This window comes from Streptomyces sp. SDT5-1 (genome assembly GCF_052245995.1).
Taxonomy (GTDB): domain Bacteria; phylum Actinomycetota; class Actinomycetes; order Streptomycetales; family Streptomycetaceae; genus Streptomyces.
Genome location: NZ_CM125963.1, coordinates 7,047,301 through 7,068,386 on the forward strand (window position 1 = coordinate 7,047,301; position 21,086 = coordinate 7,068,386).

A 21,086-nucleotide genomic window follows, 5' to 3' on the forward strand; every position below is an offset into this window, starting at 1 on the left:
ACCCGCGGGCGCTCAGCGCAGCACATCCCCCAGGTCGAACTTCACGGGCTCCTCCAGCTGCGCGTACGTACAGCTCTCCGGCGTACGGTCCGGGCGCCAGCGGCGGAAGCGGGCCGTGTGCCGGAACCGGGCGCCGTTCTCCATGTGCTCGTACGCCACCTCGGCCACGAGCTCAGGGCGCAGCGGGATCCAGGACAGGTCCTTCTTGCCCGTCCAGCGGCTGGTGGCGCCCGGCATCCGGCGACTCTCGTGCGCCGCCTCGTCCGTCCACGCCGCCCACGGGTGGCCCTCGGCCGGCAGCTCCATCCGCAGCGGCTCCAGCTCGGCCACCAGCTCCGTGCGGCGCTTCATCGTGAACGCCGCGCACACCCCGACGTGCTGGAGCGCGCCCCCGTCGTCGTACAGGCCGAGGAGCAGGGAGCCGACGACCGGGCCGCTCTTGTGGAAGCGGTAGCCGGCGACCACGCAGTCCGCCGTCCGCTCGTGCTTGATCTTGAGCATGACGCGCTCGTCGGGCCGGTAACGCAGGGTGAGCGGCTTGGCGACGATCCCGTCGAGGCCCGCGCCCTCGTACTGCTCGAACCACTTCTGCGCCAGGTCGGCGTCGGTCGTGGCGGGCGCCAGGTGCAGCGGCGGCGTCGCGCCCGCGAGGGCCTGTTCCAGGAGCGGTCTGCGGTCGGACAGCGGCAGCTCCACCGTGGACTCGGAGCCGAGCGCCAGCACGTCGAAGGCCACGAAGGAGGCGGGGGTGCGCTCGGCGAGGGTGCGGACGCGGGACTCGGCCGGGTGGATGCGCTCGGTGAGCGCGTCGAAGTCGAGGCGGCCGTCCCGCGCGATCACGATCTCCCCGTCGAGCACGCAGCGCTCCGGGAGCCGCTCGGCCAGCGCCTCCACCAGCTCGGGAAAGTACCTGGTCAGAGACTTGGTGGTGCGGCTCGTCAGCTCGATCTCGGGACCGTCCCTGAACACGATCGCCCGGAAGCCGTCCCACTTCGCCTCGTAGTGCATCCCGGCGGGGATCCTGGCGGTGGACTTGGCAAGCATCGGCTTGACCGGCGGCAGCACGGGAAGATCCATGCACCGATTCTGTCGCGAGTGTGCCCGGATCGCCCGGTATGCGGTTTACGTCCTTTCGGCCTAGCGTGAGCGCATGGGCGGCAAGGGCGCGGCAGTGGAGCTGGAAGCGGGCGGACGGTCGGTACGGCTGTCCAGCCCGGACAAGGTGTTCTTCCCCGACGGGGGCACGCAGACGTACACGAAACTCGACGTCGCGAACTACTTCCTCGCGGTCGGCGACGGCATCCTGCGCGCCCTGCGCGACCGCCCCACCACCCTGGAGCGCTACCCCGACGGAGTGACCGGCGAGTCCTTCTACCAGAAGCGCGCGCCGAAGAACCTGCCCGACTGGATCCCCACCGCCACCATCGCCTTCCCCTCGGGCCGCACCGCCGACGAGATGTGCCCGACGGAGGTCGCCGCGGTGCTCTGGGCCGCCCAGTACGGCACCCTCACCTTCCACCCCTGGCCGGTGCGGCGCGGCGACCTCGACCACCCCGACGAGCTGCGCATCGACCTCGACCCGCAGCCGGGCACCGACTACGCGGACGCCGTGCACGCCGCCCGCGAACTGCGCGCGGTGCTCCACGACTTCGGCGGCCTCGTCGGCTGGCCCAAGACCTCCGGCGGGCGCGGACTGCACGTCTTCGTGCCCATCGAGCCTCGTTGGACGTTCACCGAGGTGCGGCGTGCCGCGATCGCCTGCGGGCGTGAACTGGAGCGCCGCATGCCCGAGTTCGTCACCACGGCGTGGTGGAAGGAGGAGCGCGGCGAGCGGATCTTCGTCGATTACAACCAGACGGCCCGCGACCGCACCATCGCCTCTGCCTACTCGGTGCGCGCCCGCCCGCACGCCCCCGTCTCCGCGCCGCTCACCTGGGACGAGCTGGGCGACGCGCTGCCCCGTGACTTCGACATCGTCACCATGCCGAAGCGGTACGCCGAACGCGGCGACGTGCACGCCGACATGGACAAGGAGCGCTACCGTCTCGACGCCCTCCTGGAGCTGGCCGACCGCGACGGCAAGGACCGCGGGCTCGGCGACCTGCCGTACCCGCCCGAGTATCCGAAGATGCCGGGCGAGCCCAAGCGGGTGCAGCCGAGCCGCGCCCGGCACGAGGAGGGCGACGTCGGGTGACCGCGCCTACAGGTCGGCGGCCCGGTGCGTCACGCGACCGCCGAGCACCGTCAACCGGACGGGGACGTCGGGGAGTTCGGTCGCCGGTGCGGCGACCGGATCCGCCCCGAAGGCCGTGAGGTCGGCCCGGAACCCGACGGCGATCCGCCCCGCGCTCCGCTCCTCACCCGCGGCGTGCGCGGCGTTCACGGTCATCGCCCGCAGCGCCTCCGCGCCGGTCAGCGCCTGCTCGGGCCCGTGCGGCGGCAGCGCGAGATCCCGCGTCGGCCGCCGGTGCCGCGCCCCCGCCATCACACCGAGCGGCGGGTACGGCGCGATCGGCCAGTCCGAGCCGAGCACCACGGTCGCGCCCGCGTCCCACAGGTCCCGGCAGCGCCAGGCCCGCCCCGCCCGCTCCTCGCCGAGCCGCCGCGACCAGTTGTCCGTGTGGTCGGCCCGCGTGAAGTCGCAGCAGTGCGTGGGCTGCATCGAAGCGATCACGCCGAGCTCGGCGAACCGCCGCACCGTGTCGTCCGGCACCGTCTCGATGTGCTCGACGCGGTGCCGTACGTCGCCGGGGGCCCCGGCCCGCGCCTTCTCCACGGAGTCGAGCGCGTGCCGCACCGCCGCGTCCCCGATGGCGTGCGTCGCCGTGGGCACACCCGCGCCGTGCAGCGCGGCGACGACCTCCGTGTACGCGGCCGGATCGGGCCAGAACGCGTGCGTCGACTCGCCGTGGCAGTCGGGCCGCTCCAGCCACGCGGTGCCGTTGTCGATGGTGCCGTCCATGAACAGCTTCACACCGTCGACGGACCACAACGCGCCGCCCTGTGACTGGAGTTGGATCAGCTCGCGCACCGCGTCGGCGTCCGCGCCCGGCTGACACCAGGGCGCGACCCGCAGCCGCACGGCCAGCTCCCCGGCCGCGTCCAACTCCTCGTACAGCTCGATGCTGTCCCCGTTGGCGTCCATGGCGTGCCCGCCGGTGAGCCCGCTCGCGGCCATCTCCCGCAGCGTCCGCGCGAGCCGCTCGCGGCGCTCGGCGCGGGTGGGCCGGGGCGCGGCCCGCTCGACCAGCTCGCACGCGGCGTCCTCCAGGAGCAGCCCGGTGGGCCGCCCGTCGGCGTCGCAGACGATCTCGGCGGCCTGGTCGAAGGTGCGCGGCCCGTCGACCCCGGCGAGTTCGAGGGCGCGGGGGCTCGCCAGCATCGAATGGGCGTCGAAAAGCTGGAGCAGCGCGGGGACCCCGTCGAGCACGGGCGCCAGCGCGGCGGCCTCCACGGGCCGGTCCCCGAACACGTTCGGGTCGAGCCCCCAGGCGTGCAGCCACGCCCCGTCCGCCAACGACTCGCGGGCGCGCGCGAGTTCACGCCGTACGTCGTCGACGCTCTCGCACCGCGACAGGTCGACCCCGGCGGTCAGCTCGGCCCCGGACACGGGATGCATGTGCCCGTCGACGAGCCCGGGTGTCACGACGGCGCCCTTGAGGTCGACGACGACGGTGCGGGGCCCGGCGAGCGCCCGCACCTCCCGGTCGTCGCCCAACGTGGTGATCACGCCACCGCCGGCGGCCAGCGCGGTGTGCGCGCCGCTCCCGCCGTCGACGGGGTCGAGGAACCGACCGTTGAGGAGTATCAGATCGGGGTGGTGCATCGTGCAGATCTCCTTGCGAGTGGAGTGCGGTCCGGTTCAGCCCCTCCGGCGATCGAGGAGCGGGGTCCGGGGCGGCGCCCCGCGACCGTGACGCCGTTGCGGATCTACGAGTCCAACGCCCCCTCGGGGAGCCCCAGTTCACGCTCGGCGAGCCGGAACGCCATCCGTGCGACCGCCGGAGGCAGGGTCGCCAGATCCGCCCCCGCGTTCGCCCCGAGCCCGTCGAGGACGACCAGGATCTGCATCGCCACGACCTCCGGATCGGCCGTCCGGAACTCCCCGCGCGCAACGCCGTCCGCGAGCAGCCCCGTGAGCCGCCCCCGCCAGTCCGCCTCCTGCTCCTCGACGCGGACCCGCAGCGAATCCCGGTACCGGCTCAGGTGCCGTGCGTTGATCCACAGCCGGCTGATGTCGTCCCACGCGGGGCCCGCGGTCTGCGCGAGGAACCGCCCGAGCCGTTCCCGAGCGGACGTGTCCGCGCCGCCCTCGGGGAGCAGCGCGTCGAGCTCGCCCGCCGCCGCGCTCCCGAACGCCTCCGCGACCAGCTCCTCGGCCGAAGGGAAGTAGTGGCTGACGAGCCCCGGACGCACGTCGAGCTCCTCGCCGATGCGCCGTAGCGTCACGCACTCCAGACCTTCGGAAAGCGCAACCGCAGCGGCTTTCGCAACGATTTCCGCACGTCTGGCGGCCGGAGATTTTCGAATTCGCTTGCGCTCAACGCTTGACGACATGCCCGTCACGTTATTGAGTGTGCGACCAATAAGCAAGCAAGCAGCAGGTGGGACACGACCAGCACCCCGGAGGGCCCATGGCGTCCACGCTCCCCGATCCGTACCCGGGCACCGAAGGCACGGACGGCACCGCGCAGCCCCCGCCCGACGCGGACCGGGCCGCGGCCTCCCGCATCGAGGCCCACGGCATCGACCACATCCCCGACTCCGAACGCCGTGGCAGGGCCCGCGACCTGTTCTCGGTCTGGGCCGCCGGCGGCATCAACTACCTCAGCCTCGTCGTGGGCGGCGCCCTGATCCTGATGGGCCTGAGCCTGTGGCAGGCGCTCGCCGTGCTGGTCGTCGGCAACCTGTTCTGGATCCTGACCGGCTGGCTCTCGGTCTCGGGCCCCGCGGCGGGCGCACCGAGCGAGGTCATCACCCGCGCCCTCTTCGGCGTCATCGGCAACCGCGTGAACAACGCGATCGTCGGCTGGGTGATCTCCGTCTGCTACTTCGCGCTGAACCTGTCGGCCGCCGCCGTCGCCGCGTTCTCGCTGGTCGCACGGGTCGGCATCCCGGTCAACACCGGAGTGAAGGCCGCCGTCATCGTGGTCATCGCGGCGCTCACCCTGACCATCAGCGTCTACGGCCACGCCCTGATCATGAAGCTGTACCTGCCGATCACGCTGGTCCTCGCCGCCGCCTTCGTCGTGGTCGCCGTCGTGGTGTTCCGGCACGCCGACTTCGGCTACGTACCGCCGCACCACCTCACCGGCGTCGACCTGTGGGCCACGGTGCTCGCCGGTGTCACCCTCATCGCGTCGGGACCGCTGTCGTACACCACCAGCGCGGACTTCTCGCGCTATCTGCCGCGGACGACACGGAAGCGGGCCATCGTCGGCTGGACCGCGCTCGGCGGCTTCCTGCCGGGCGTCGTGGTGTCGGCGCTCGGCGTGCTCGCGGCCACGACCGTCGACATGACCGACCCGCAGGCGGCCCTGGAGAAGATCCTGCCCGGCTGGTTCACCCCGGTGTTCCTGCTGGCCCTGGTCCTCGGCACCATCGCCATCAACGCCCTGACCGCGTACAGCGCGGGGCTCGCGCTCCAGGCCGTCGGGCTGCGCATCCGACGCTCCGTCAGCGTCCTGTTCGACGGCACGGCCGCCGTCGCGCTCACCCTCTACGGACTGCTCGTCTCGAACTTCCTCGACACGGTCAGCAATGTCATGCAGCTGACCGTCATCCTGCTCGGACCGAGCATGACGATCTACGCCACCGACATCGTGCTGCGTCGCAACCGCTACGACGGGGTCGCGCTCACCGACGAGTCGCCCGGCAGCCCCTTCTGGTACCGGGGCGGTGTCAACTGGGCGGGCGCGTTCTCCCTGTTGGCGGGCGCCGCGGCGGCCGCGCTGTGCGTGAACACCCTCTACTTCACCGGCCCCGTCTCCGCCGCCCTCGGCGACGTCGACCTCGAACTGCCGGTCGGCATGGTGGTCTCCTGCCTCTGCTACACGCTCACGATGCGCCGCTCGGTGGCCTCGCGTGACGTGACCGCCTCGTGACGCGATTCTCGCTCATCCCGCACAACCGGCTCTGGACAGTGCCTACCGCCAGGTAGAGCATCGGTGCCACCTACACCTGGCACTGATCGCCGACCGTCGAGGGAGCCGCGTTGAGCAAGGACCGTACGTACGACTACGTCATCGTCGGGGCCGGGTCGGCCGGTTGCGTGCTCGCGGGACGGCTCTCCGAGGACCCCTCCGTCAAGGTCGCCCTCGTCGAGTCAGGCCCCCGCGACCGCAAGACCGAGATCCGGATCCCGGCCGCGTTCCCGAAGCTGTTCAAGACGCTGTACGACTGGGACTACGCGACGACGAAGCAGTCGGCCCTGGGCGACCGGGAGTTGTACTGGCCGCGCGGCCACACGCTGGGCGGCTCGTCCGCCATCAACGCGATGATGTGGGTGCGCGGCCACCGCGCCGACTACGACGCCTGGGGCGAGGCCGCCGGATCCCCGTGGTCGTACGACGAGTTCGTCCGGTACTTCCAGCGCGCCGAGAGCTGGCAGGGCGAGGCGCGCGAGGACTCCGTGTACGGCACCCAGGGCCCGCTGCACATCTCGCCGCCCCGCCACCCGAACCCGACCACGGCCGCGTTCCTCGACGCCTGCCGCGCCCAGGGCCTCAGCGAACTCGACGAGTTGAACGGGCCCGACCACTCCGGCTTCGCCGTCACCCCGCTCAACCAGTACAAGGGCCGCCGCTGGAGCGCCGCCGACGGCTACCTCAAGCCCGCCGCCCGCCGACCCAACCTCGACATCTACACCGGCGCCCGCGTCACCCGCATCGACTTCGACGGCACCCGCGCCGCCGGTGTCGTCGCCTCCGGGATACCCGCCGGCGCCCTGCGCGCCACCCGCGAGGTCATCCTCTCCGCGGGCGCCATCAACTCGCCGAACCTCCTTCAGCGGGCGGGCATCGGCGACCCCGACACCCTCGCGGCGGCCGGCATCGACACCCTCGTCGCCTCCCCGGACGTCGGGCGCCACCTCCAGGACCACCTGATGTACGCCCTCAACGTCCGCGCCGCGAAACCGATCACCCTCACCGGCGCCGACTCTCCCGCCAACATCGCCCGGTTCCTGCTCGGCGGGCGCGGACCGCTCACCTCGAACGTCGGCGAGGCCGTCGCCTTCCTCGCCACGAAGCCGGAACTCGACGCGCCCGACATCGAGTTGATCTACGCCCCCGTGCCCTTCGTCAACCACGGCCTCGAGGAGCCGACCGAGCACGGGCTGACCGTCGGCGTGATCCTGCTCCAGCCGCAGAGCGAGGGCCGGATCACCCCGGGGCCCGAGGGCGAGCCGCTGATCGACCCGGACTACCTGGCCCACGAGGACGATCTGCGCACCCTCGTCGCCGGGGTGCGCCGCGCCGAGGAACTCCTCGCCGAGAGCGCCCTCGCCGCCCACCACACCGGGCCGATGGGCGGCTACCCCGGCGTCGTCGACGACGAGACGCTGACCCGCTCGGTGCGCGCGAGCGCCGAGACCCTCTACCACCCGGTCGGCACCTGCCGGATGGGCTCCGACGAGGGCTCGGTCACCGACCCCCGGCTCCGGGTGCGCGGCACCACGGGGCTGCGCGTCGTGGACGCGTCCGTCATGCCGCGCATCACGCGCGGCCACACGCACGCGCCCACGGTCGCCCTCGCGGAGCGGGCCGCCGACCTGATCCGCGAGGACGCCACCAAGTAGCGCTGCTCGAACGGGAGTTACGAGCCGACGCTCACCGTGAACCGGCGCGGATTGCCGTCGTGCGCCGCGCCGGACACGTCCGGCTGCCCGTCGGCCTGCACGTCGTCGTACGGGAACGCGTAGCCGATGGGGGAGTTGGCGTGCACGATGCGCGACCAGTGGTTGGTCGTGGCGTCCTGGTAGTAGTCCGCGGACGTCACGCCGTTCGGCTGCTCGGCGTGCGTGAGCATGATGCTGCGGTTGAACCCGGCGGCGAGGCGGGACAGGATGCCCTTCTTGTCGTCGGAGTCGTCCGGGTTGTTGGCGAACGGGCCGTGGTTGCAGGTGAAGATGTCCTTCGACTGGGGCTTGCTGAAGGTGTGCCCGCCGTTGAAGGTGAGGGTGTCGCCGCTGACCCGGCCCGTGAACGTGCCGCGCCCGCCCTGGAGGTCGATCTTCAGGTCGGTCGAGGCGTACTTCTCCCACACCTTGTCGATGTAGCCGTTCCACACGTCGCGGAACGGCATCTCGTCCGGCTTGTCGAAGTAGGGCGCCATGAGGTTCTGCGGGGAGATCACGCGCAGCACCTTGCCGTCGTCGCCCTTGATGACGAGCTTGTCCCAGGGCTGCCCGTCCTTGGCTGCCTGCGCCGCGAGATCGGAGGCGATCTTGTCGACCGCGCCGTCGGGCAGCGGGGCGACGGTGTGCGTGGCGTCGCCCTCCAGCTTCAGGCCGATGGGCAGCGCCGTCACCAGGTCGACGTAGCTGATGTTGGCGTACAACTGGTCGGCGTTGAAGGTGAATTCGCAGAACGACCAGGTCTTGCCGTAGTTCGGGTCCTCCTTCGTGGCGAAGGCCGGCTCGACGAGCGAGGGGCCCGGGTTGACGAAGAAGTCGAGCTTGTCGTCGCGGACGAAGTAGACGCGCGCGCCGTACATCCGGGGCAGCGTCACCACCTTCGGCTCGGAGCCGGGGGCACCGAGCGGGATGGCGCAGTCGACGGGCAGCGGGGTCTGCGGGGCGCCCGGCTCCTCGGGGTGGTAGACGCTGCCGTCGGCGCGCAGCAGCACCCAGTTGCCGCTGCCGTCCTCGTGTCCGGTGACGTACGCGTGCACGGTGCCGGTCAACGACGTGTTCTGGAGGGCGAGTTCACAGGTGGCCGGTGCGGCGCCCGCGGTCCAGGAGGGAACGGTGAGCGCGGCGGCGGTGGTGACGAGGCCGGCTCCGGCGCTGGCGAGAAATATTCTGCGCGAGATCACGATGCGCACTCCCTGAATGTGGGGGGTGTGTGGGGGAGCCCCACTGTGGCGAGGGTGACTCGTGACGTCAATACTTCGCGCAGGGAGCGCTCCCACCTTTTGTTTGCGTTCAATTTTTGAAGGCGGAGGGTTCGGTTCCTCTGGTCTGAACCAGCGCAGGTCAGCGTGGTGCCAAGGCGATTGTCAGTGCCCGGTGGAAGACTCGGCAGTCCGGAAGAGAAACCCTCGACGAGGAGGGCAGGACCCATGATCACTACGGAGTTCGTGGACGGCGCGCCGAACTGGCTGGACCTCAGCACCCCCGATCTGGACGGCGCGATCTCCTTCTACGGCGGCCTGTTCGGCTGGACGTTCCTGTCGGCGGGCCCCGAGGCCGGCGGGTACGGGATGTTCCAGCACGAGGGCAGGACGGTCGCCGGAGCCATGACCGTCACGCCCGACCAGGGCGAGCCCGGCTGGACGGTGTACTTCCAGAGTGCGGACGCGGACGCCACGGCGAAGGCGGTCGAGCAGGCCGGGGGCAGCGCCCTGCTGCAGCCGATGGACGTCTTCGACCTGGGCCGCATGGCCGTCTTCGCCGACCCGGCGGGCGCCCCCTTCGGCATCTGGCAGCCCCGCAAGAACAAGGGGCTCGAATACATCAGGGACGACGGCGGGCTGAACTGGGTGGAGCTGTACGCGCCGGACGTGGCAGCGGCGAAGCGGTTCTACGGGTCGGTCTTCGACTGGGGCGCGTTCGACGTCGAGTTCCCCGGCGGCAGCTACACGACGATCAACCCTCCGGGCACGGACGAGAACGCGATGTTCGGCGGCCTCGCCAAGCTCGACAGCGACCCGGCGGAGGCGCAGGCGGGCCCGCACTGGACCGTCTACATCCATGTCCCGGACGTGGACGCGACGGCGGACCACACCCAGTCCCTGGGAGGCACCGTGCGCTCCGAGCCGGTCAGCATCCCCGGCGTCGGCCGCATCGCCCGGCTCGCCGACCCGTCGGGGGCTACGTTCGCCGTGCTGAAGGGGGACCCAGACCAGCAGTGACCCGCCAGCCCGCCGTGCGCGCCGGATGCCCGATCGCCGTCCGTTGATGGCGCGTTGATCAAACGTTTTTCGGCGGGCGGCACACTGACCGGCATGTACGCGAACACGACCCTCACGCCTGCCGGCCCCACCTGGCAGGACCAGGCCCTGTGCGCCCAGACCGGTGCCGAGTTCTTCTTCCCCGAGCCGGGCAGCTCGGTCCGCGAGGCCAAGACGATCTGCGGCCTGTGCCCGATCCGGCAGAGCTGCCTCGAGTACGCCCTCACACACGATGAGCGGTTCGGTGTGTGGGGCGGACTCTCGGAGAAGGAGCGGCACCGGCTCAAGAAGTCCTGACCCCCGCCGGACGCCGTGAACCGGCGGGGGCCGACGGAATGTAGGGATATTCGGTGGGACCGCCCGGTGGCGGCAGGCAGACTCGTCGCATGTCCGACGCACGCATGACCGCCGCCGCCCGCCTCCTCGACGCCCTCGACCCGCTGCCCTTCCCGGCGCGGCTGCGGGAAACCGCGCGGCGGGCCGGGGAGCTGGCGGCGAGTGGTGAACTGGCCGATGTCCTCGCGGAGCTGGACGCCGGGGGCAGCCACGAGCGGAGCGTCGGCGCGCTGCTCGCCTGCGTCGGGCGCGACGCCGACTGGGTCGCGGGCCATCTCGCCGACCCCGACCCGTTCGTGCGCGGGCACGCCCTGCGCGCGGCCGACGGCCTCGACGTGCCCGACGCCGCGTTCGAGAGCGCGCTGCGCGACGCGCCCGAGGTCGTCCGCCGCGGGCTGCTGCGCTCCCTCGCGAGCGGCCGGCGTCCCGCGCTCGCCGACCGGTGCGTCGAGCGGGTGCGCGCGGAGTGGGGTGACGCCGAGGCAGCGAGATTGCTGACCGGCTGCTCGCCGAACGTCGTCGCGCGGCTCCTGCCGCATGTGTTCCACGCCGTGATGAGCTGGCGGCCGCTCGTCAGGCGGTACCACGGACTCGTCCTGGACGTCGCCGAGGAGCAGCTGTCCGGGCTCCCGGCGGGCGCCCGCGACGGCTGGTTCGGGCGGTACGCGCGAATGCTCGTCGCCGTCGCCCCGGCCGCCCCGCTGCGCGCGCTCGACCTCCTCGACGCCTACCCGCCCACCCGCTTCCCTTCCCTGCTCGGCCGCTGCCTGGACGTATGGGCGAAGGCCGCGCCCGAGCGGGTGCTGCGGATGTACGCGGGGCCCTGGCGCAGGACGCTCCCCGGCCCGCGCCGGCTGAGCCCCGCCGCCCTGCGCGCCCTGGCCCGCTCCGGGGCGCCGGAACTCGCCGACCACGCCCGTGCGCTCGCGCGGCACCCCGGTGACCTCGCCGCGCTCCTGGGGGCCCAGGCGCCGTCCGCCCGCTGGGCGACGTACGAGACGGCGATGGCCGGGCGGGGCGCCGCGCAAGAAGGCGTGCCCACCGAACTGCTCGACGTCCTGCCCCGCAGGCACGCCGCCGACGTGGCACGGCAGGCCGCCGAGACGGCCCGCACGCAGGGCGCCGACTGGACCACCGTGCTCGGCGCCGTGTCCTGTCTGCCGCCCGACGAGGCCCGCGAGCCGCTCGGCGCCGCCACGCGCAGGCCGCGCGCCGAGGACCGCGCCGTGGCCTGGCCGCTGCTGGTGCGCAACATCGCCCGCGCCGGCGATCCGGCCCGCATGACGGAACTGGCCCAGGAGTTGGCGGGACGGCTGCGCAACGAGCAGGACCCGGTGCGCCGCGCCGCCCTCCAGGCCGTCGCCGACGACGTGCACCCCGCGCTGTGGGCGCCGGACGCGCTGCCGCACCTGAGCGGCCTCGTCGCCGACGCCCTGCAGGCGCGCGACCGCTCCTACGCGACGACCGGCGCGCTGTCCCGGCTCGCTCTCGGCGTCCTGCGTGAGCACGCGGCGGACGAGATTCCCGTGCACACCGACTGGGCGCTCGGTGTCCTCGTCGACCTGCACGGCCACAGCGGCGGCGTCGACCTCGGCCGCCTCGACCGCACGCTGCGCCGCGGCCAGGAGCACCAGGTGTACGCGGCGCTGCGCGAGCGCATCGACGCCGAGGTGGAGAAGGGTGAGTACCGGCTCGTCCTCGCCCTGGCCCGCGCCACGGGCCGCCGCGCCGCGGGGATGGTGGGGCTTCAGGAACTGCTGGGGCACGCCGTCGAGCACGGCAACAACGCGACGGTCCGTTCGGCGATCGAGCTGTGGCTGGAGCCGCCCGCGACCCGCGACGAACGCGCCGCGCGCGTCCTCGACCTCGAACCGTCCGCCGCCGAACTCGGCTGCGTGGCCCGTGTGGTGGCGTACCGGCGCACGGATCTGCTCGACCGCTTCCTCACCGACCGGCCGCCGTACGGGCGCTTCCTGGCCGACAAGAGCGCATGGGCCTTCCCGGTGGGCGGGTCTGCGGTACGACGCTGGCTGCCTCGCCAACAGCGGGCGTACCTGCGGCAGTTGAAGCGGCTCGCGGGCGACGCGGGGGTGCGGCACTGGCGCCGCAGCGCCGCGATCCACAGCGCGGCCGACGTTCCCGAAGGGGGACGCGACCTGCTCAGGAAGTGGGCCGGCGCCTCGGACGTCACGCTCGCCGAGGCCGCCATCGCGGCGCTCGGCCGCACCGGCGAGGACCTGGAGCCGCTGCTCGGCCACGCCGGAGGCGACCGGGCCAGGGTCGCCGTCTACGCCGCGACGCAGGCCTCCCGGCACGTCCGCCCGTCCGAACTGGCGCCCCTGCTCGACGCGTTGCTGACCGGACCAGGCAAGAAGATCACCAGCCGTAAGGAGGGCGCACGCCTCGCCGCGACCCGGCTGCCCGCGCCCGACGCCGCCCGGCTGCTCGCCCGCGCCTGCGCGGCACCGGACGCCCACCGCGACGTCCGCGCCGCCTGTGTCGCCTTCGCCGCCCGGGGCCTGCTCGGCGAGGAGCCGGCCTGGGAGATCCTCGCGGACGCCGTGCGCGAGGGCCGGGAGCCGGTGGTGCGCGACGCCGCGCTGCGGCAGACGCCGCTCGACGTCGCCGGGGAGCACCGCGAGCGGTACGCGGCACTGGTCGCCGCCGTCGCGGGCACGGACGACGACGAACTCGCGGCCACGGCCCTCGCCGCGCTCGCGCGCTGGTCCGCGTGGTCGCCGCGGGCACCGGAGCTGTTCGCCCGCGCTCTCGGCGACGTGGAGCGCCGATCGCCGGCGCTGTGGCGCACGGCCGCCGCGGGACTTGTCGGGGAGGCCGCCCGCACACCGCGGGGGACGGACGCGCTGCTCGCCGCGCTCGCCGCCCTCATGGACCACGGGCCCGAGCCGGACGCGGGGGAGGAGCGGGACCGTCCCGCGCACCGCAGGGTCGAACACGTCGCCGGACTCCTCGCCGACCGGGCGCCGCACGAGGCGGCGCTGCGGCCCACCGTCCGGTCGGTGGCGCGGCGGCTCGCGGAACGGGACCCGTTCGTGGCGTCGGCCGCGCGCGTGCTGCTCGGCGCGGTGGACCTCGCGGACCCGGAGCCCGGACTGCGCGAGCTGGCCGCCCTGCACGCCGACCGCCCCGCACTCGCCGCGCGCACGGCGGACGGCCTGCGGGGGAGGCTCCGCCGCGAGGACGCGGTGGAGGCGGAGCTGGACCGGGTGGCCTGCGCCCTCGCCGCGTCCGGCACGTACGCGGAGGGCCTGTTCGCCTGGGCGATCGCGGCGGCGGCCGGGGAACGCGCCGGCTGGCCCGCGGTGTGGCGGGCCCACGTGGTCGCGCTGCGCGCCCACCCGTGCGCGGACGTCCGCGATGCCGCGTCGCGGATCAGTACGGCGCCGTAGTGGCGGGGTCGGGAGGTTGCGCCTGCCCGGCCCCACGCCACGGGGCTCCGCCCCGGACCCCGCGCCTCGATCGCCGGCGGGGCTTTCTGGTTGGGGTCAGGCCGACGCCGCCCGCGCAGCCATCCGGGCCTTGCGGGCCGCCAGCTTCTCGTCGAACTTGGCGGCCTCGGTGTCCAGGCCGTTCATGAACAGGCCCAGTTCCTCCTGGGCCTTGACGCCCTCGGGGCCGAGGCCGTCGATCTCCATGACCTTGAGGAAGCGCAGGACGGGCTGGATCACGTCGTCGTGGTGGATGCGCAGGTTGTAGACCTCGCCGATCGCCATCTGCGCGGCGGCGCGCTCGAAGCCGGGGATGCCGTGTCCGGGCATCCGGAAGTTCACGACGACGTCGCGGACGGCCTGCATGGTGAGGTCGGGGGCGATCTCGAACGCGGCCTTCAGGAGGTTGCGGTAGAAGACCATGTGCAGGTTCTCGTCCGTGGCGATGCGGGCGAGCATGCGGTCGCAGACCGGGTCGCCGGACTGGTGCCCGGTGTTGCGGTGCGAGATGCGGGTGGCCAGCTCCTGGAACGAGACGTAGGCGACCGAGTGCAGCATCGAGTGCCGGTTGTCCGACTCGAAGCCCTCGCTCATGTGCGACATGCGGAAGTTCTCGAGCTGGACGGGGTCGACGGCGCGCGAGGCGAGCAGGTAGTCGCGCATCACGATGCCGTGCCGGCCCTCCTCCGCCGTCCAGCGGTGCACCCACGTGCCCCAGGCGCCGTCGCGGCCGAACAGGGAGGCGATCTCGTGGTGGTAGCTGGGGAGGTTGTCCTCCGTGAGCAGGTTGACGACGAGGGCGATGCGGCCGACTTCGGTGACCTGGGACTGCTCCTTGGACCAGGCCTCGCCGTCCTCGAAGAACTCGGGGAAGTTGCGGGCGTCGGACCACGGCACGTAGTCGTGCGGCATCCAGTCCTTGGCGACCTTGAGGTGCCGGTTGAGCTCCTGCTCGACGACTTCTTCCAGCGCGTAGAGAAGGCGGGCGTCGGTCCATGTGGTCGACGAGCCGAGGCGGGGGGAGATGACGGTCACGGGGGCTCCTGGGGGACGGAGGTAATGCGAGCGGAGATACCTACGGTGTCGTAGGTTACGTTGCCGTAGGTTAAGCGCCCCATAAAGGCCGTGGTTACGTGTGGAGGTCCCGCAGTCGAACTGAGAGGCAGGTCACACAGCCCTCCAGCTTTTCGAACTCGGAAATGTCCACCAGAACCGGCTCGTATCCGAGATCGGCGAGCAGCTCCGCCGACTTCGGCGCGCTGTCGGCCATGAGCAGCCGGTCACCGCCGAGCTGCACCACGTGCGCCCCCGCCTCCTCCGGCACCGGCAGGAAGCGCGGGAACAGCTCGGGGTGCTCCACCAGCGGCGGATGCCCGATCACGGTGCCGTCGGGCAGCGCCGTCACCGCCGACTTCAGGTGCAGCACCTTGCTGAGCGGGACGGCAACCACACGGGCGCCGAGCGGCTCGAAGACGGCGCGCAACTGCTGCACGCCCGCCGCGTTCGTGCGCCCACCGCGCCCGACGTAGATCGTGTCGCCGATCTTCAGTACGTCGCCGCCGTCGAGAGTGCCCGGCTCCCACACCCAGTTGACGGAGCAGCCGAGCCGCGCCACCGCCTCCTCGACGCCCGGGGTCTCGGGGCGGCGGGACTCGGCGCCCGAGCGCGTGATCAGCGCGACGTTGCGGAACATCACGACCGTGTCCTCCACGAACACGGCGTCGGCGCACAGGTCGACCGGCTCGACCAGGAACGTCTCCCAGCCGTGCGCCTCCAGCGCGTCGACGTAGCCCTTCCACTGCTCCTGCGCCTTCGCGGCATCGACAGGGGTCCGCTCGATGTGGGTGACGAGCCCGTCCGCGAGGCGCGGGCCGGGGCGGCGGACGAGGGCCTTCTTGCTGGGCACGGCGGTCTCCATGGCGAAGAAAAGGGGTGACGGCGCACATCATGCACAGGACGACACGTGTCGCGGAATCCCCTGTCACGCGGCCGTCACGTCCCCCTCACCGGGCCCGACCCCGCCCGCGACGGCCCGCCGCAGGTGCTCGGCGGTGAACGAGCCGTCCGCGCGGAGCAGTTGGGCCGGTGTGCCCTCGAACAGCACGCGTCCGCCGTGCCGGCCGCCCTCGGGGCCCAGATCGACGATCCAGTCGGCCCGCCGGACCACGTCGAGGTTGTGCTCGACGACCAGGACGGTGTTGCCCGCGTCGACGAGCCGGTCGAGCAGCGCCACGAGCCCGTCCACGTCCGACATGTGCAGGCCGGTGGTCGGTTCGTCCAGGACGTACGTCGCGGCGGTGCGGTGCAGTTGCGTGGCCAGCTTGATGCGCTGGCGCTCGCCGCCCGACAGCGTGCTGAGCGGCTGGCCGAGCGTGAGGTAGGTGAGGCCGACGTCGCGCAGGGCGTGCAGGCGGCGGGCTACGCCCTTGTCGTCGAGGGCGGCGAAGTAGTCGAGCGCCTCGGCGGCCGTCATGTCGAGCACGTCAGCGACCGACCGGCCGCGCACGGTCAGGCCGAGCACCTCCTGCTTGAAGCGCCGCCCGCCGCAGGCCTCGCACACCGTGGTCACCGGGTCCATGAAGGCGAGATCGCTGTGGATGACGCCGCGCCCCTCGCAGCGCTCGCAGGCCCCGCCCGAGTTGAAGCTGAACAGGCCCGGTTCCGTGCCCGTCTCGCGCGCGAACACCTTCCGTACGGTGTCCATGATCCCGAGGTACGTCGCCGGAGTGGAGCGCCCCGAGATCCCGATGGACGACTGGTCGACGACCACCGCCTCCGGATGCACGGCGCGGAACGCTCCCGACACCAGCGAACTCTTCCCGGAGCCCGCGACCCCGGTGACGGCCGTGAGCACCCCGGTCGGCACCCGCACGGTGACGTCCTTGAGGTTGTGCAGGCGGGCGTCGGCGATCTCGATGTGTCCCGTGGGCGTGCGCGGCCGCTCCTTGACGCCGCCCGTGCGGCGCAGGCAGCGGCCCGTGAGCGTGTCCGCGCGCCGCAGCGCGTCCGGCGTGCCCTCGAACACCACGCGCCCGCCGTCCGCTCCGCCCGCCGGGCCCATGTCGACGACGTGATCGGCGACGGCGATGACGTCCGGGTCGTGCTCGACGACGAGCACGGTGTTGCCCTTGTCGCGAAGGCGCAGCAGCAGATCGTTGAGCCGCCCCACGTCGCGCGGGTGCAGCCCGACGCTCGGCTCGTCGAAGATGTACGTCATCCCGGTCAGGCTGGAGCCCAGGTGCCGCACGGTCTTCAGGCGCTGGCCCTCGCCGCCGGAGAGCGTCGACGTCTCCCGGTCCAGGCTGAGATAGCCGAGGCCGATCGCCTCGATGCGCTCCAGAGCGGTGACGGCGGCGTCGGCGATCGGCCCGGCCACCGGGTCGTCGACGCGGCGAAGGACCGGGATCAGCTCGCTCACCTCCATGCGCGCGCACTCCGCGATGGACAGGCCCTCGACGCGGGTGGCGAGCGCGGCGGCGTTCAGGCGCGCGCCCTCGCACTCCGGGCAGGTGCCCTCGGTCAGGAACCGGCCGACCAGATCGCGCGTGCGCTGGCTGAGCGTCGACAGGTCCCGGTTGAGGTACAGCCGCTCGAAGCGGTCGGCGAGCCCCTCGAAGTCGATGTCCCGGCGCCCGCCGGTGTTCGCGACGTTGACCTTCGTGCCCCGCCCGCGCATCAGGAACTCCCGTTCGGCGGCGCTGAACTCCCGCACGGGTTTGGCGGTGTCGAGGTCGGTGGTCTCGGTGTACGTCTGCCCCTGCCAGGTGCCGACGGCGAACGGCGGGAACAGGATCGCGCCGCCCGCGAGGGACTTCGACGGGTCGAGGATGCGGTCCCAGTCGGGTCGCACGGTGCGCCCGAGCCCGTGGCACCGCGGGCACATCCCGCTCGGGTCGTTGAACGAGTACGCGGTCGCGGGGCCCGCGCTCGGCGTCCCGTGCCGCGAGAACAGCACGCGGATCACCGAGTACACGTCGGTCATGGTGCCGACCGTGGACCGCGAGTGCCCGCCGACCGGCCGCTGGTCGACGACGATCGCGGGCGTCAGCTCCTCCAGCGCGTCCGCGTGCGGCTTCTCGAATTTGGGCAGCCGGTTGCGGACGAACCAGGGGTACGTCTCGTTGAGCTGGCGCTGCGACTCCACGGCGATGGTGTCGAAGACGACGGAGGACTTCCCGGACCCCGACACCCCGGTGAAGACGGTGAGCCGCTCCTTGGGGATGCGCAGGGTGACGTCCCGGAGGTTGTTCTCGCGGGCGCCGACGATGTGCAGGTACGTCATGCCGACGACGCTAGGCGGAATACCCGACAGCTTCTGTCGGGTATTCCGCCCATTCTTACGCGGCTTCGGCTTCTTACGCGGCTTCGGCGTCGAGGTGCAGCCGTCGCGTGATGCCGATCGACTCCAGGAACCGCAGGTCGTGGCTGGCCACGATCAGGGCTCCCTCGTACGACTCCAGGGCCGACGTCAGCTGGGCCACGCTCGCGAGGTCCAGATTGTTCGTCGGCTCGTCCAGCATCAGGAGCTGCGGGGCCGGCTCCGCGAGCATCAGCGCGGCGAGCGTCGCCCGGAACCGTTCACCTCCTGACAGCGTCCCGGCGAGCTGGTCCGCCCGCGCTCCCTTGAACAGGAAGCGGGCGAGCCGCGCCCGCACCCGGTTGTTCGTGGCGTCCGGCGCGAACCGTGCCACGTTCTCTGCGACGCTCAGCCCGTCGTCCAGGACGTCGAGCCGCTGCGGCAGGAAGCGCAGCGGCACATGCGCCTCGACCTCTCCCTCGGTCGGCGCGAGCTCGCCCGCGATGGTGCGCAGGAGCGTCGTCTTGCCCGAGCCGTTCGCCCCGAGCAGCGCGATCCGCTCCGGCCCGCGCACCTCGAACTCGCCCGCGACGCGCGCCCCGTACACCGTCGTGACGTTGTGCAGCGACAGCACGGAGCGGCCCGGCGGCACGGCCGTGAACGGCAGGTCGACGCGGATCTCGTCGTCGTCCCGTACCGCCTCCACCGCCTCGTCGAGACGCTCCTTTGCCTCGGCCAGCTTCTCCTCGTGCAGGATGCGGTGCTTGCCCGCGGAGACCTGCGCCGAGCGCTTGCGCAGCTTCATCACCGCTCTCGGCTCGCGCTTGGTGTCGTACATCTTCTGCCCATACCGCTTGCGCCGCGCCAGGGCGACATGGGCCTCGGTCAGCTCGCGCTTCTGCTTCTTCCAGTCGGACTCGGCGACCCGCACCATCCGCTCCGCCGCCTCCTGCTCGGCCGCGAGCACCTCCTCGTACGCGGAGAAGTTCCCGCCGTACCAGGTGACCTCGCCGTCCCTGAGGTCGGCGATCTGGTCGACGCGGTCGAGGAGTTCACGGTCGTGGCTGACCACGATCATGACCCCGGACCAGCCCTCCACGGTCGCGTACAGGCGCTCGCGGGCGCGCACGTCGAGGTTGTTGGTGGGCTCGTCGAGCAGCAGTACGTCCGGGCGGCGCAGCAGCAGCGCGGCCAGGCGCAGGAGCACGGACTCGCCGCCGGAGACCTCGCCGATGGTGCGGTCGAGGTCGACGTGGCCGAGACCGAGCTCGCCGAGCATGGCGCGCGCCCGCTCCTCGACGTCCCAGTCGTCGCCGACCGCGGTGAAGTGCTCCTCCCGTACGTCGCCCGACTCGATGGCGTGCAGGGCGGCACGGGTGTCCGCGATGCCGAGCGCCTGGTCGACGCGGAGGGCCGTGTCGAGGGTGACGTTCTGCGGCAGGTAACCGATCTCGCCCAAGACCTGCACGGTGCCCTCGGCCGGGGTCAGCTCGCCGGCGAGCAGCTTCAGGAGGGTCGTCTTGCCCGACCCGTTGACGCCGATGAGTCCGGTGCGGCCGGGGCCGAAGGAGACCTGGAGCCCCTCGAAGACGGGGGTGCCGTCGGGCCAGGTGAACTCAAGGCCGGTGCAGGCGACGGAGGCGGGGGTGGCGTGGGAGAAACTCTGGGGATGTGACATGAGGCGGCCTCGCGGTTGCTCGGTGGGAACGGGATGCAACGCGTTCGAGACACCGCGGCGGCAGGTCGGGCCTGCTGGCGGAGGACGGCTCGGGAGACCGAGGTCGCACACACGACGGCGCGGACACGCGACAGAAAGGCGTGTCGGGCGGCGGTGTCTCAGGACCTCAGTGGAGCAACGTCCTTCTCCGATCGACGGCAACAGAACCGTCGACCACGGTAGAAGCCCCCGGTGGGGCCGTCAAAGGATTTAATGCCGGCGGCTTCAGCAGGCGTCCCGCAGCAGCTCCTCCAGGTCCGCGTCCACGTCCACGTGCGCCGCCTCCTCGCCGAACGGCACCAGGTCCGTCGTCTCCGCCAGGAAGCGGCGCAGCTCGCCGGTGCGGATGTGCACGATCGCCGTGCCCTCCACCGCGTGGAACTCGAGCACCGTGCGGTCGTACCCGTACGGCTTGACCCGCACGTCGCCCGCGCCCGCCGGGCTCGCCACCCCGATGGAGAGCAGCTCGCGGGCGAAGGTCCAGCTCACCGGGACGCCTTCGAGGGTCGCCGGGGCCGGGAAGGACATGCGCACGGCGAACGGGTCGCGCACGTCGTAGCGCAGGGTCGCCGGAATGTGCGCCATGCGCGGCGCGGCGGCGACGAGACGGGCCTCGACGGCTTGCTCGATGACGGACAACGCCTGCTCCCTTGTGACGGCTGGACGGTGGGACCACTGCACGGCCTCACTTGAATAGACGGCGGAACGAAGCAATCCGTGCGCCTGAAGCCGGTCGAAATTCGAGTGACCTCTGTCACCGGTTTCAACCCTGGTGCCGATGTGACGGTCGGCACCATCGGGGGAGCGGAGGCGAGATGTGACGCGGCGGCGCGGTTCAGCCCGCGGGCTGCCGGAACGGTGCGAGCGCGGGCGCCGTCTTCGTCGCCCGGAACTCGGTGATCCGGTACGCGCAGGCGCCGTCGACCACGAACGGGTCGCCCGCGGTCAGCTGCTCCATCGCCGCCCGGTCCTCGCCGACCGCCAGGATCACGCCGCCCTCGCGCGGCTCCTTGCGCCCCGAGGCGAGGAAGACGCCCGCCGCGTACTGCTCGTCGAGCCAGGCGACATGCGCGGGAAGAAGGGCATCGATGCGCTCGAGAGGGGCCGTGTACGTCAATTCCAGTACAAACATGATCGGGAGACTACTCGCACCCTTGTGGCGTCCGTTGAAGTG

16 protein-coding genes are annotated in these 21,086 nt (G+C 72.4%); 6 read left to right on the forward strand and 10 right to left on the reverse strand.

The window, feature by feature from the left end; translation table 11 throughout:
* Positions 1-12: 12 nt before the first annotated feature.
* Positions 13-1,077, reverse strand: coding sequence for an ATP-dependent DNA ligase (locus tag ACTWJ8_RS32300; protein ID WP_443261118.1), 1,065 nt, complete (start codon positions 1,075-1,077; stop codon positions 13-15).
* A 73-nt stretch (positions 1,078-1,150) separates the two neighbouring features.
* Here ACTWJ8_RS32300 and ligD point away from each other — a divergent pair, with 73 nt between their 5' ends.
* Positions 1,151-2,194, forward strand: coding sequence for a non-homologous end-joining DNA ligase (ligD, locus tag ACTWJ8_RS32305; protein WP_443261119.1), 1,044 nt, complete (start codon positions 1,151-1,153; stop codon positions 2,192-2,194).
* Positions 2,195-2,200: 6 nt separating this feature from the next.
* Here the strand turns inward: ligD and ACTWJ8_RS32310 are convergent, their stop codons facing one another.
* Together ACTWJ8_RS32310 and ACTWJ8_RS32315 are read right to left on the reverse strand one after the other, a co-directional pair.
* Positions 2,201-3,826 (reverse strand): amidohydrolase, encoded by a 1,626-nt coding sequence (locus ACTWJ8_RS32310; RefSeq protein ID WP_443261120.1) that lies wholly within the window; start codon positions 3,824-3,826, stop codon positions 2,201-2,203.
* A gap of 104 nt (positions 3,827-3,930) precedes the next feature.
* A complete protein-coding gene (locus tag ACTWJ8_RS32315) occupies positions 3,931-4,557 on the reverse strand; it encodes a TetR/AcrR family transcriptional regulator (protein ID WP_443261121.1) in 627 nt (208 codons plus the stop codon).
* 77 nt (positions 4,558-4,634) lie between these two features.
* On the opposite strand from ACTWJ8_RS32315, the gene ACTWJ8_RS32320 reads away from it, so the two are divergent.
* On the forward strand, positions 4,635-6,104 hold the full coding sequence (locus ACTWJ8_RS32320) for a purine-cytosine permease family protein (RefSeq protein WP_443261123.1): 1,470 nt from the start codon (positions 4,635-4,637) through the stop codon (positions 6,102-6,104).
* 110 nt (positions 6,105-6,214) lie between these two features.
* Positions 6,215-7,798, forward strand: a complete 1,584-nt coding sequence (locus tag ACTWJ8_RS32325) for a GMC family oxidoreductase (RefSeq protein ID WP_443261124.1) — start codon at positions 6,215-6,217, stop codon at positions 7,796-7,798.
* A gap of 17 nt (positions 7,799-7,815) precedes the next feature.
* Here ACTWJ8_RS32325 and ACTWJ8_RS32330 read toward each other — a convergent pair whose 3' ends face one another.
* Positions 7,816-9,036 (reverse strand): glycoside hydrolase family 64 protein, encoded by a 1,221-nt coding sequence (locus tag ACTWJ8_RS32330; protein WP_443265062.1) that lies wholly within the window; start codon positions 9,034-9,036, stop codon positions 7,816-7,818.
* Between the two features lie 246 nt (positions 9,037-9,282).
* On the opposite strand from ACTWJ8_RS32330, the gene ACTWJ8_RS32335 reads away from it, so the two are divergent.
* The 3 genes from ACTWJ8_RS32335 to ACTWJ8_RS32345 all read left to right on the forward strand — a co-directional run bounded on the left by ACTWJ8_RS32335 (position 9,283) and on the right by ACTWJ8_RS32345 (position 13,859).
* Positions 9,283-10,074 carry a VOC family protein gene (locus ACTWJ8_RS32335; RefSeq protein ID WP_443261125.1) on the forward strand — a complete coding sequence of 264 codons (792 nt, stop codon included), beginning with the start codon at positions 9,283-9,285 and terminating at the stop codon, positions 10,072-10,074.
* Positions 10,075-10,167: 93 nt separating this feature from the next.
* Positions 10,168-10,410, forward strand: a complete 243-nt coding sequence (locus tag ACTWJ8_RS32340) for a WhiB family transcriptional regulator (RefSeq protein WP_356373715.1) — start codon at positions 10,168-10,170, stop codon at positions 10,408-10,410.
* 89 nt (positions 10,411-10,499) lie between these two features.
* On the forward strand, positions 10,500-13,859 hold the full coding sequence (locus ACTWJ8_RS32345) for a hypothetical protein (protein WP_443261126.1): 3,360 nt from the start codon (positions 10,500-10,502) through the stop codon (positions 13,857-13,859).
* 96 nt (positions 13,860-13,955) lie between these two features.
* Here ACTWJ8_RS32345 and ACTWJ8_RS32350 read toward each other — a convergent pair whose 3' ends face one another.
* From ACTWJ8_RS32350 to ACTWJ8_RS32375, 6 genes are all read right to left on the reverse strand, one after another.
* Positions 13,956-14,933, reverse strand: a complete 978-nt coding sequence (locus tag ACTWJ8_RS32350) for an acyl-ACP desaturase (protein WP_356373713.1) — start codon at positions 14,931-14,933, stop codon at positions 13,956-13,958.
* Between the two features lie 94 nt (positions 14,934-15,027).
* Positions 15,028-15,804, reverse strand: coding sequence for a dimethylargininase (gene ddaH, locus ACTWJ8_RS32355; protein ID WP_356373712.1), 777 nt, complete (start codon positions 15,802-15,804; stop codon positions 15,028-15,030).
* A gap of 75 nt (positions 15,805-15,879) precedes the next feature.
* On the reverse strand, positions 15,880-18,180 hold the full coding sequence (locus ACTWJ8_RS32360) for an excinuclease ABC subunit UvrA (RefSeq protein WP_356373711.1): 2,301 nt from the start codon (positions 18,178-18,180) through the stop codon (positions 15,880-15,882).
* 73 nt (positions 18,181-18,253) lie between these two features.
* The gene (locus ACTWJ8_RS32365) at positions 18,254-19,873 is read right to left on the reverse strand and encodes an ABC-F family ATP-binding cassette domain-containing protein (RefSeq protein WP_443261127.1); all 1,620 of its coding nucleotides are present in this window, start codon (positions 19,871-19,873) and stop codon (positions 18,254-18,256) included.
* A gap of 264 nt (positions 19,874-20,137) precedes the next feature.
* Positions 20,138-20,497, reverse strand: a complete 360-nt coding sequence (locus ACTWJ8_RS32370) for an SsgA family sporulation/cell division regulator (protein ID WP_356373877.1) — start codon at positions 20,495-20,497, stop codon at positions 20,138-20,140.
* A 250-nt stretch (positions 20,498-20,747) separates the two neighbouring features.
* Entirely contained in the window at positions 20,748-21,044 is a 297-nt protein-coding gene (locus ACTWJ8_RS32375; protein WP_356373709.1) for a YciI family protein, read from the reverse strand.
* Positions 21,045-21,086: the final 42 nt, after the last annotated feature.

Excerpts from the sequence above, each read along its gene's own strand:
- ACTWJ8_RS32300 (WP_443261118.1), bottom strand. The coding sequence starts at position 1,077 with ATGGATCTTCCCGTGCTGCCGCCGGTCAAGCCGATGCTTGCCAAGTCC.
- ligD (WP_443261119.1), top strand. The coding sequence starts at position 1,151 with ATGGGCGGCAAGGGCGCGGCAGTGGAGCTGGAAGCGGGCGGACGGTCG.
- ACTWJ8_RS32310 (WP_443261120.1), bottom strand. The coding sequence starts at position 3,826 with ATGCACCACCCCGATCTGATACTCCTCAACGGTCGGTTCCTCGACCCC.
- ACTWJ8_RS32315 (WP_443261121.1), bottom strand. The coding sequence starts at position 4,557 with ATGTCGTCAAGCGTTGAGCGCAAGCGAATTCGAAAATCTCCGGCCGCC.
- ACTWJ8_RS32320 (WP_443261123.1), top strand. The coding sequence starts at position 4,635 with ATGGCGTCCACGCTCCCCGATCCGTACCCGGGCACCGAAGGCACGGAC.
- ACTWJ8_RS32335 (WP_443261125.1), top strand. The coding sequence starts at position 9,283 with ATGATCACTACGGAGTTCGTGGACGGCGCGCCGAACTGGCTGGACCTC.
- ACTWJ8_RS32340 (WP_356373715.1), top strand. The coding sequence starts at position 10,168 with ATGTACGCGAACACGACCCTCACGCCTGCCGGCCCCACCTGGCAGGAC.
- ACTWJ8_RS32345 (WP_443261126.1), top strand. The coding sequence starts at position 10,500 with ATGTCCGACGCACGCATGACCGCCGCCGCCCGCCTCCTCGACGCCCTC.
- ACTWJ8_RS32360 (WP_356373711.1), bottom strand. The coding sequence starts at position 18,180 with ATGACGTACCTGCACATCGTCGGCGCCCGCGAGAACAACCTCCGGGAC.
- ACTWJ8_RS32365 (WP_443261127.1), bottom strand. The coding sequence starts at position 19,873 with ATGTCACATCCCCAGAGTTTCTCCCACGCCACCCCCGCCTCCGTCGCC.
- ACTWJ8_RS32370 (WP_356373877.1), bottom strand. The coding sequence starts at position 20,497 with ATGGCGCACATTCCGGCGACCCTGCGCTACGACGTGCGCGACCCGTTC.
- ACTWJ8_RS32375 (WP_356373709.1), bottom strand. The coding sequence starts at position 21,044 with ATGTTTGTACTGGAATTGACGTACACGGCCCCTCTCGAGCGCATCGAT.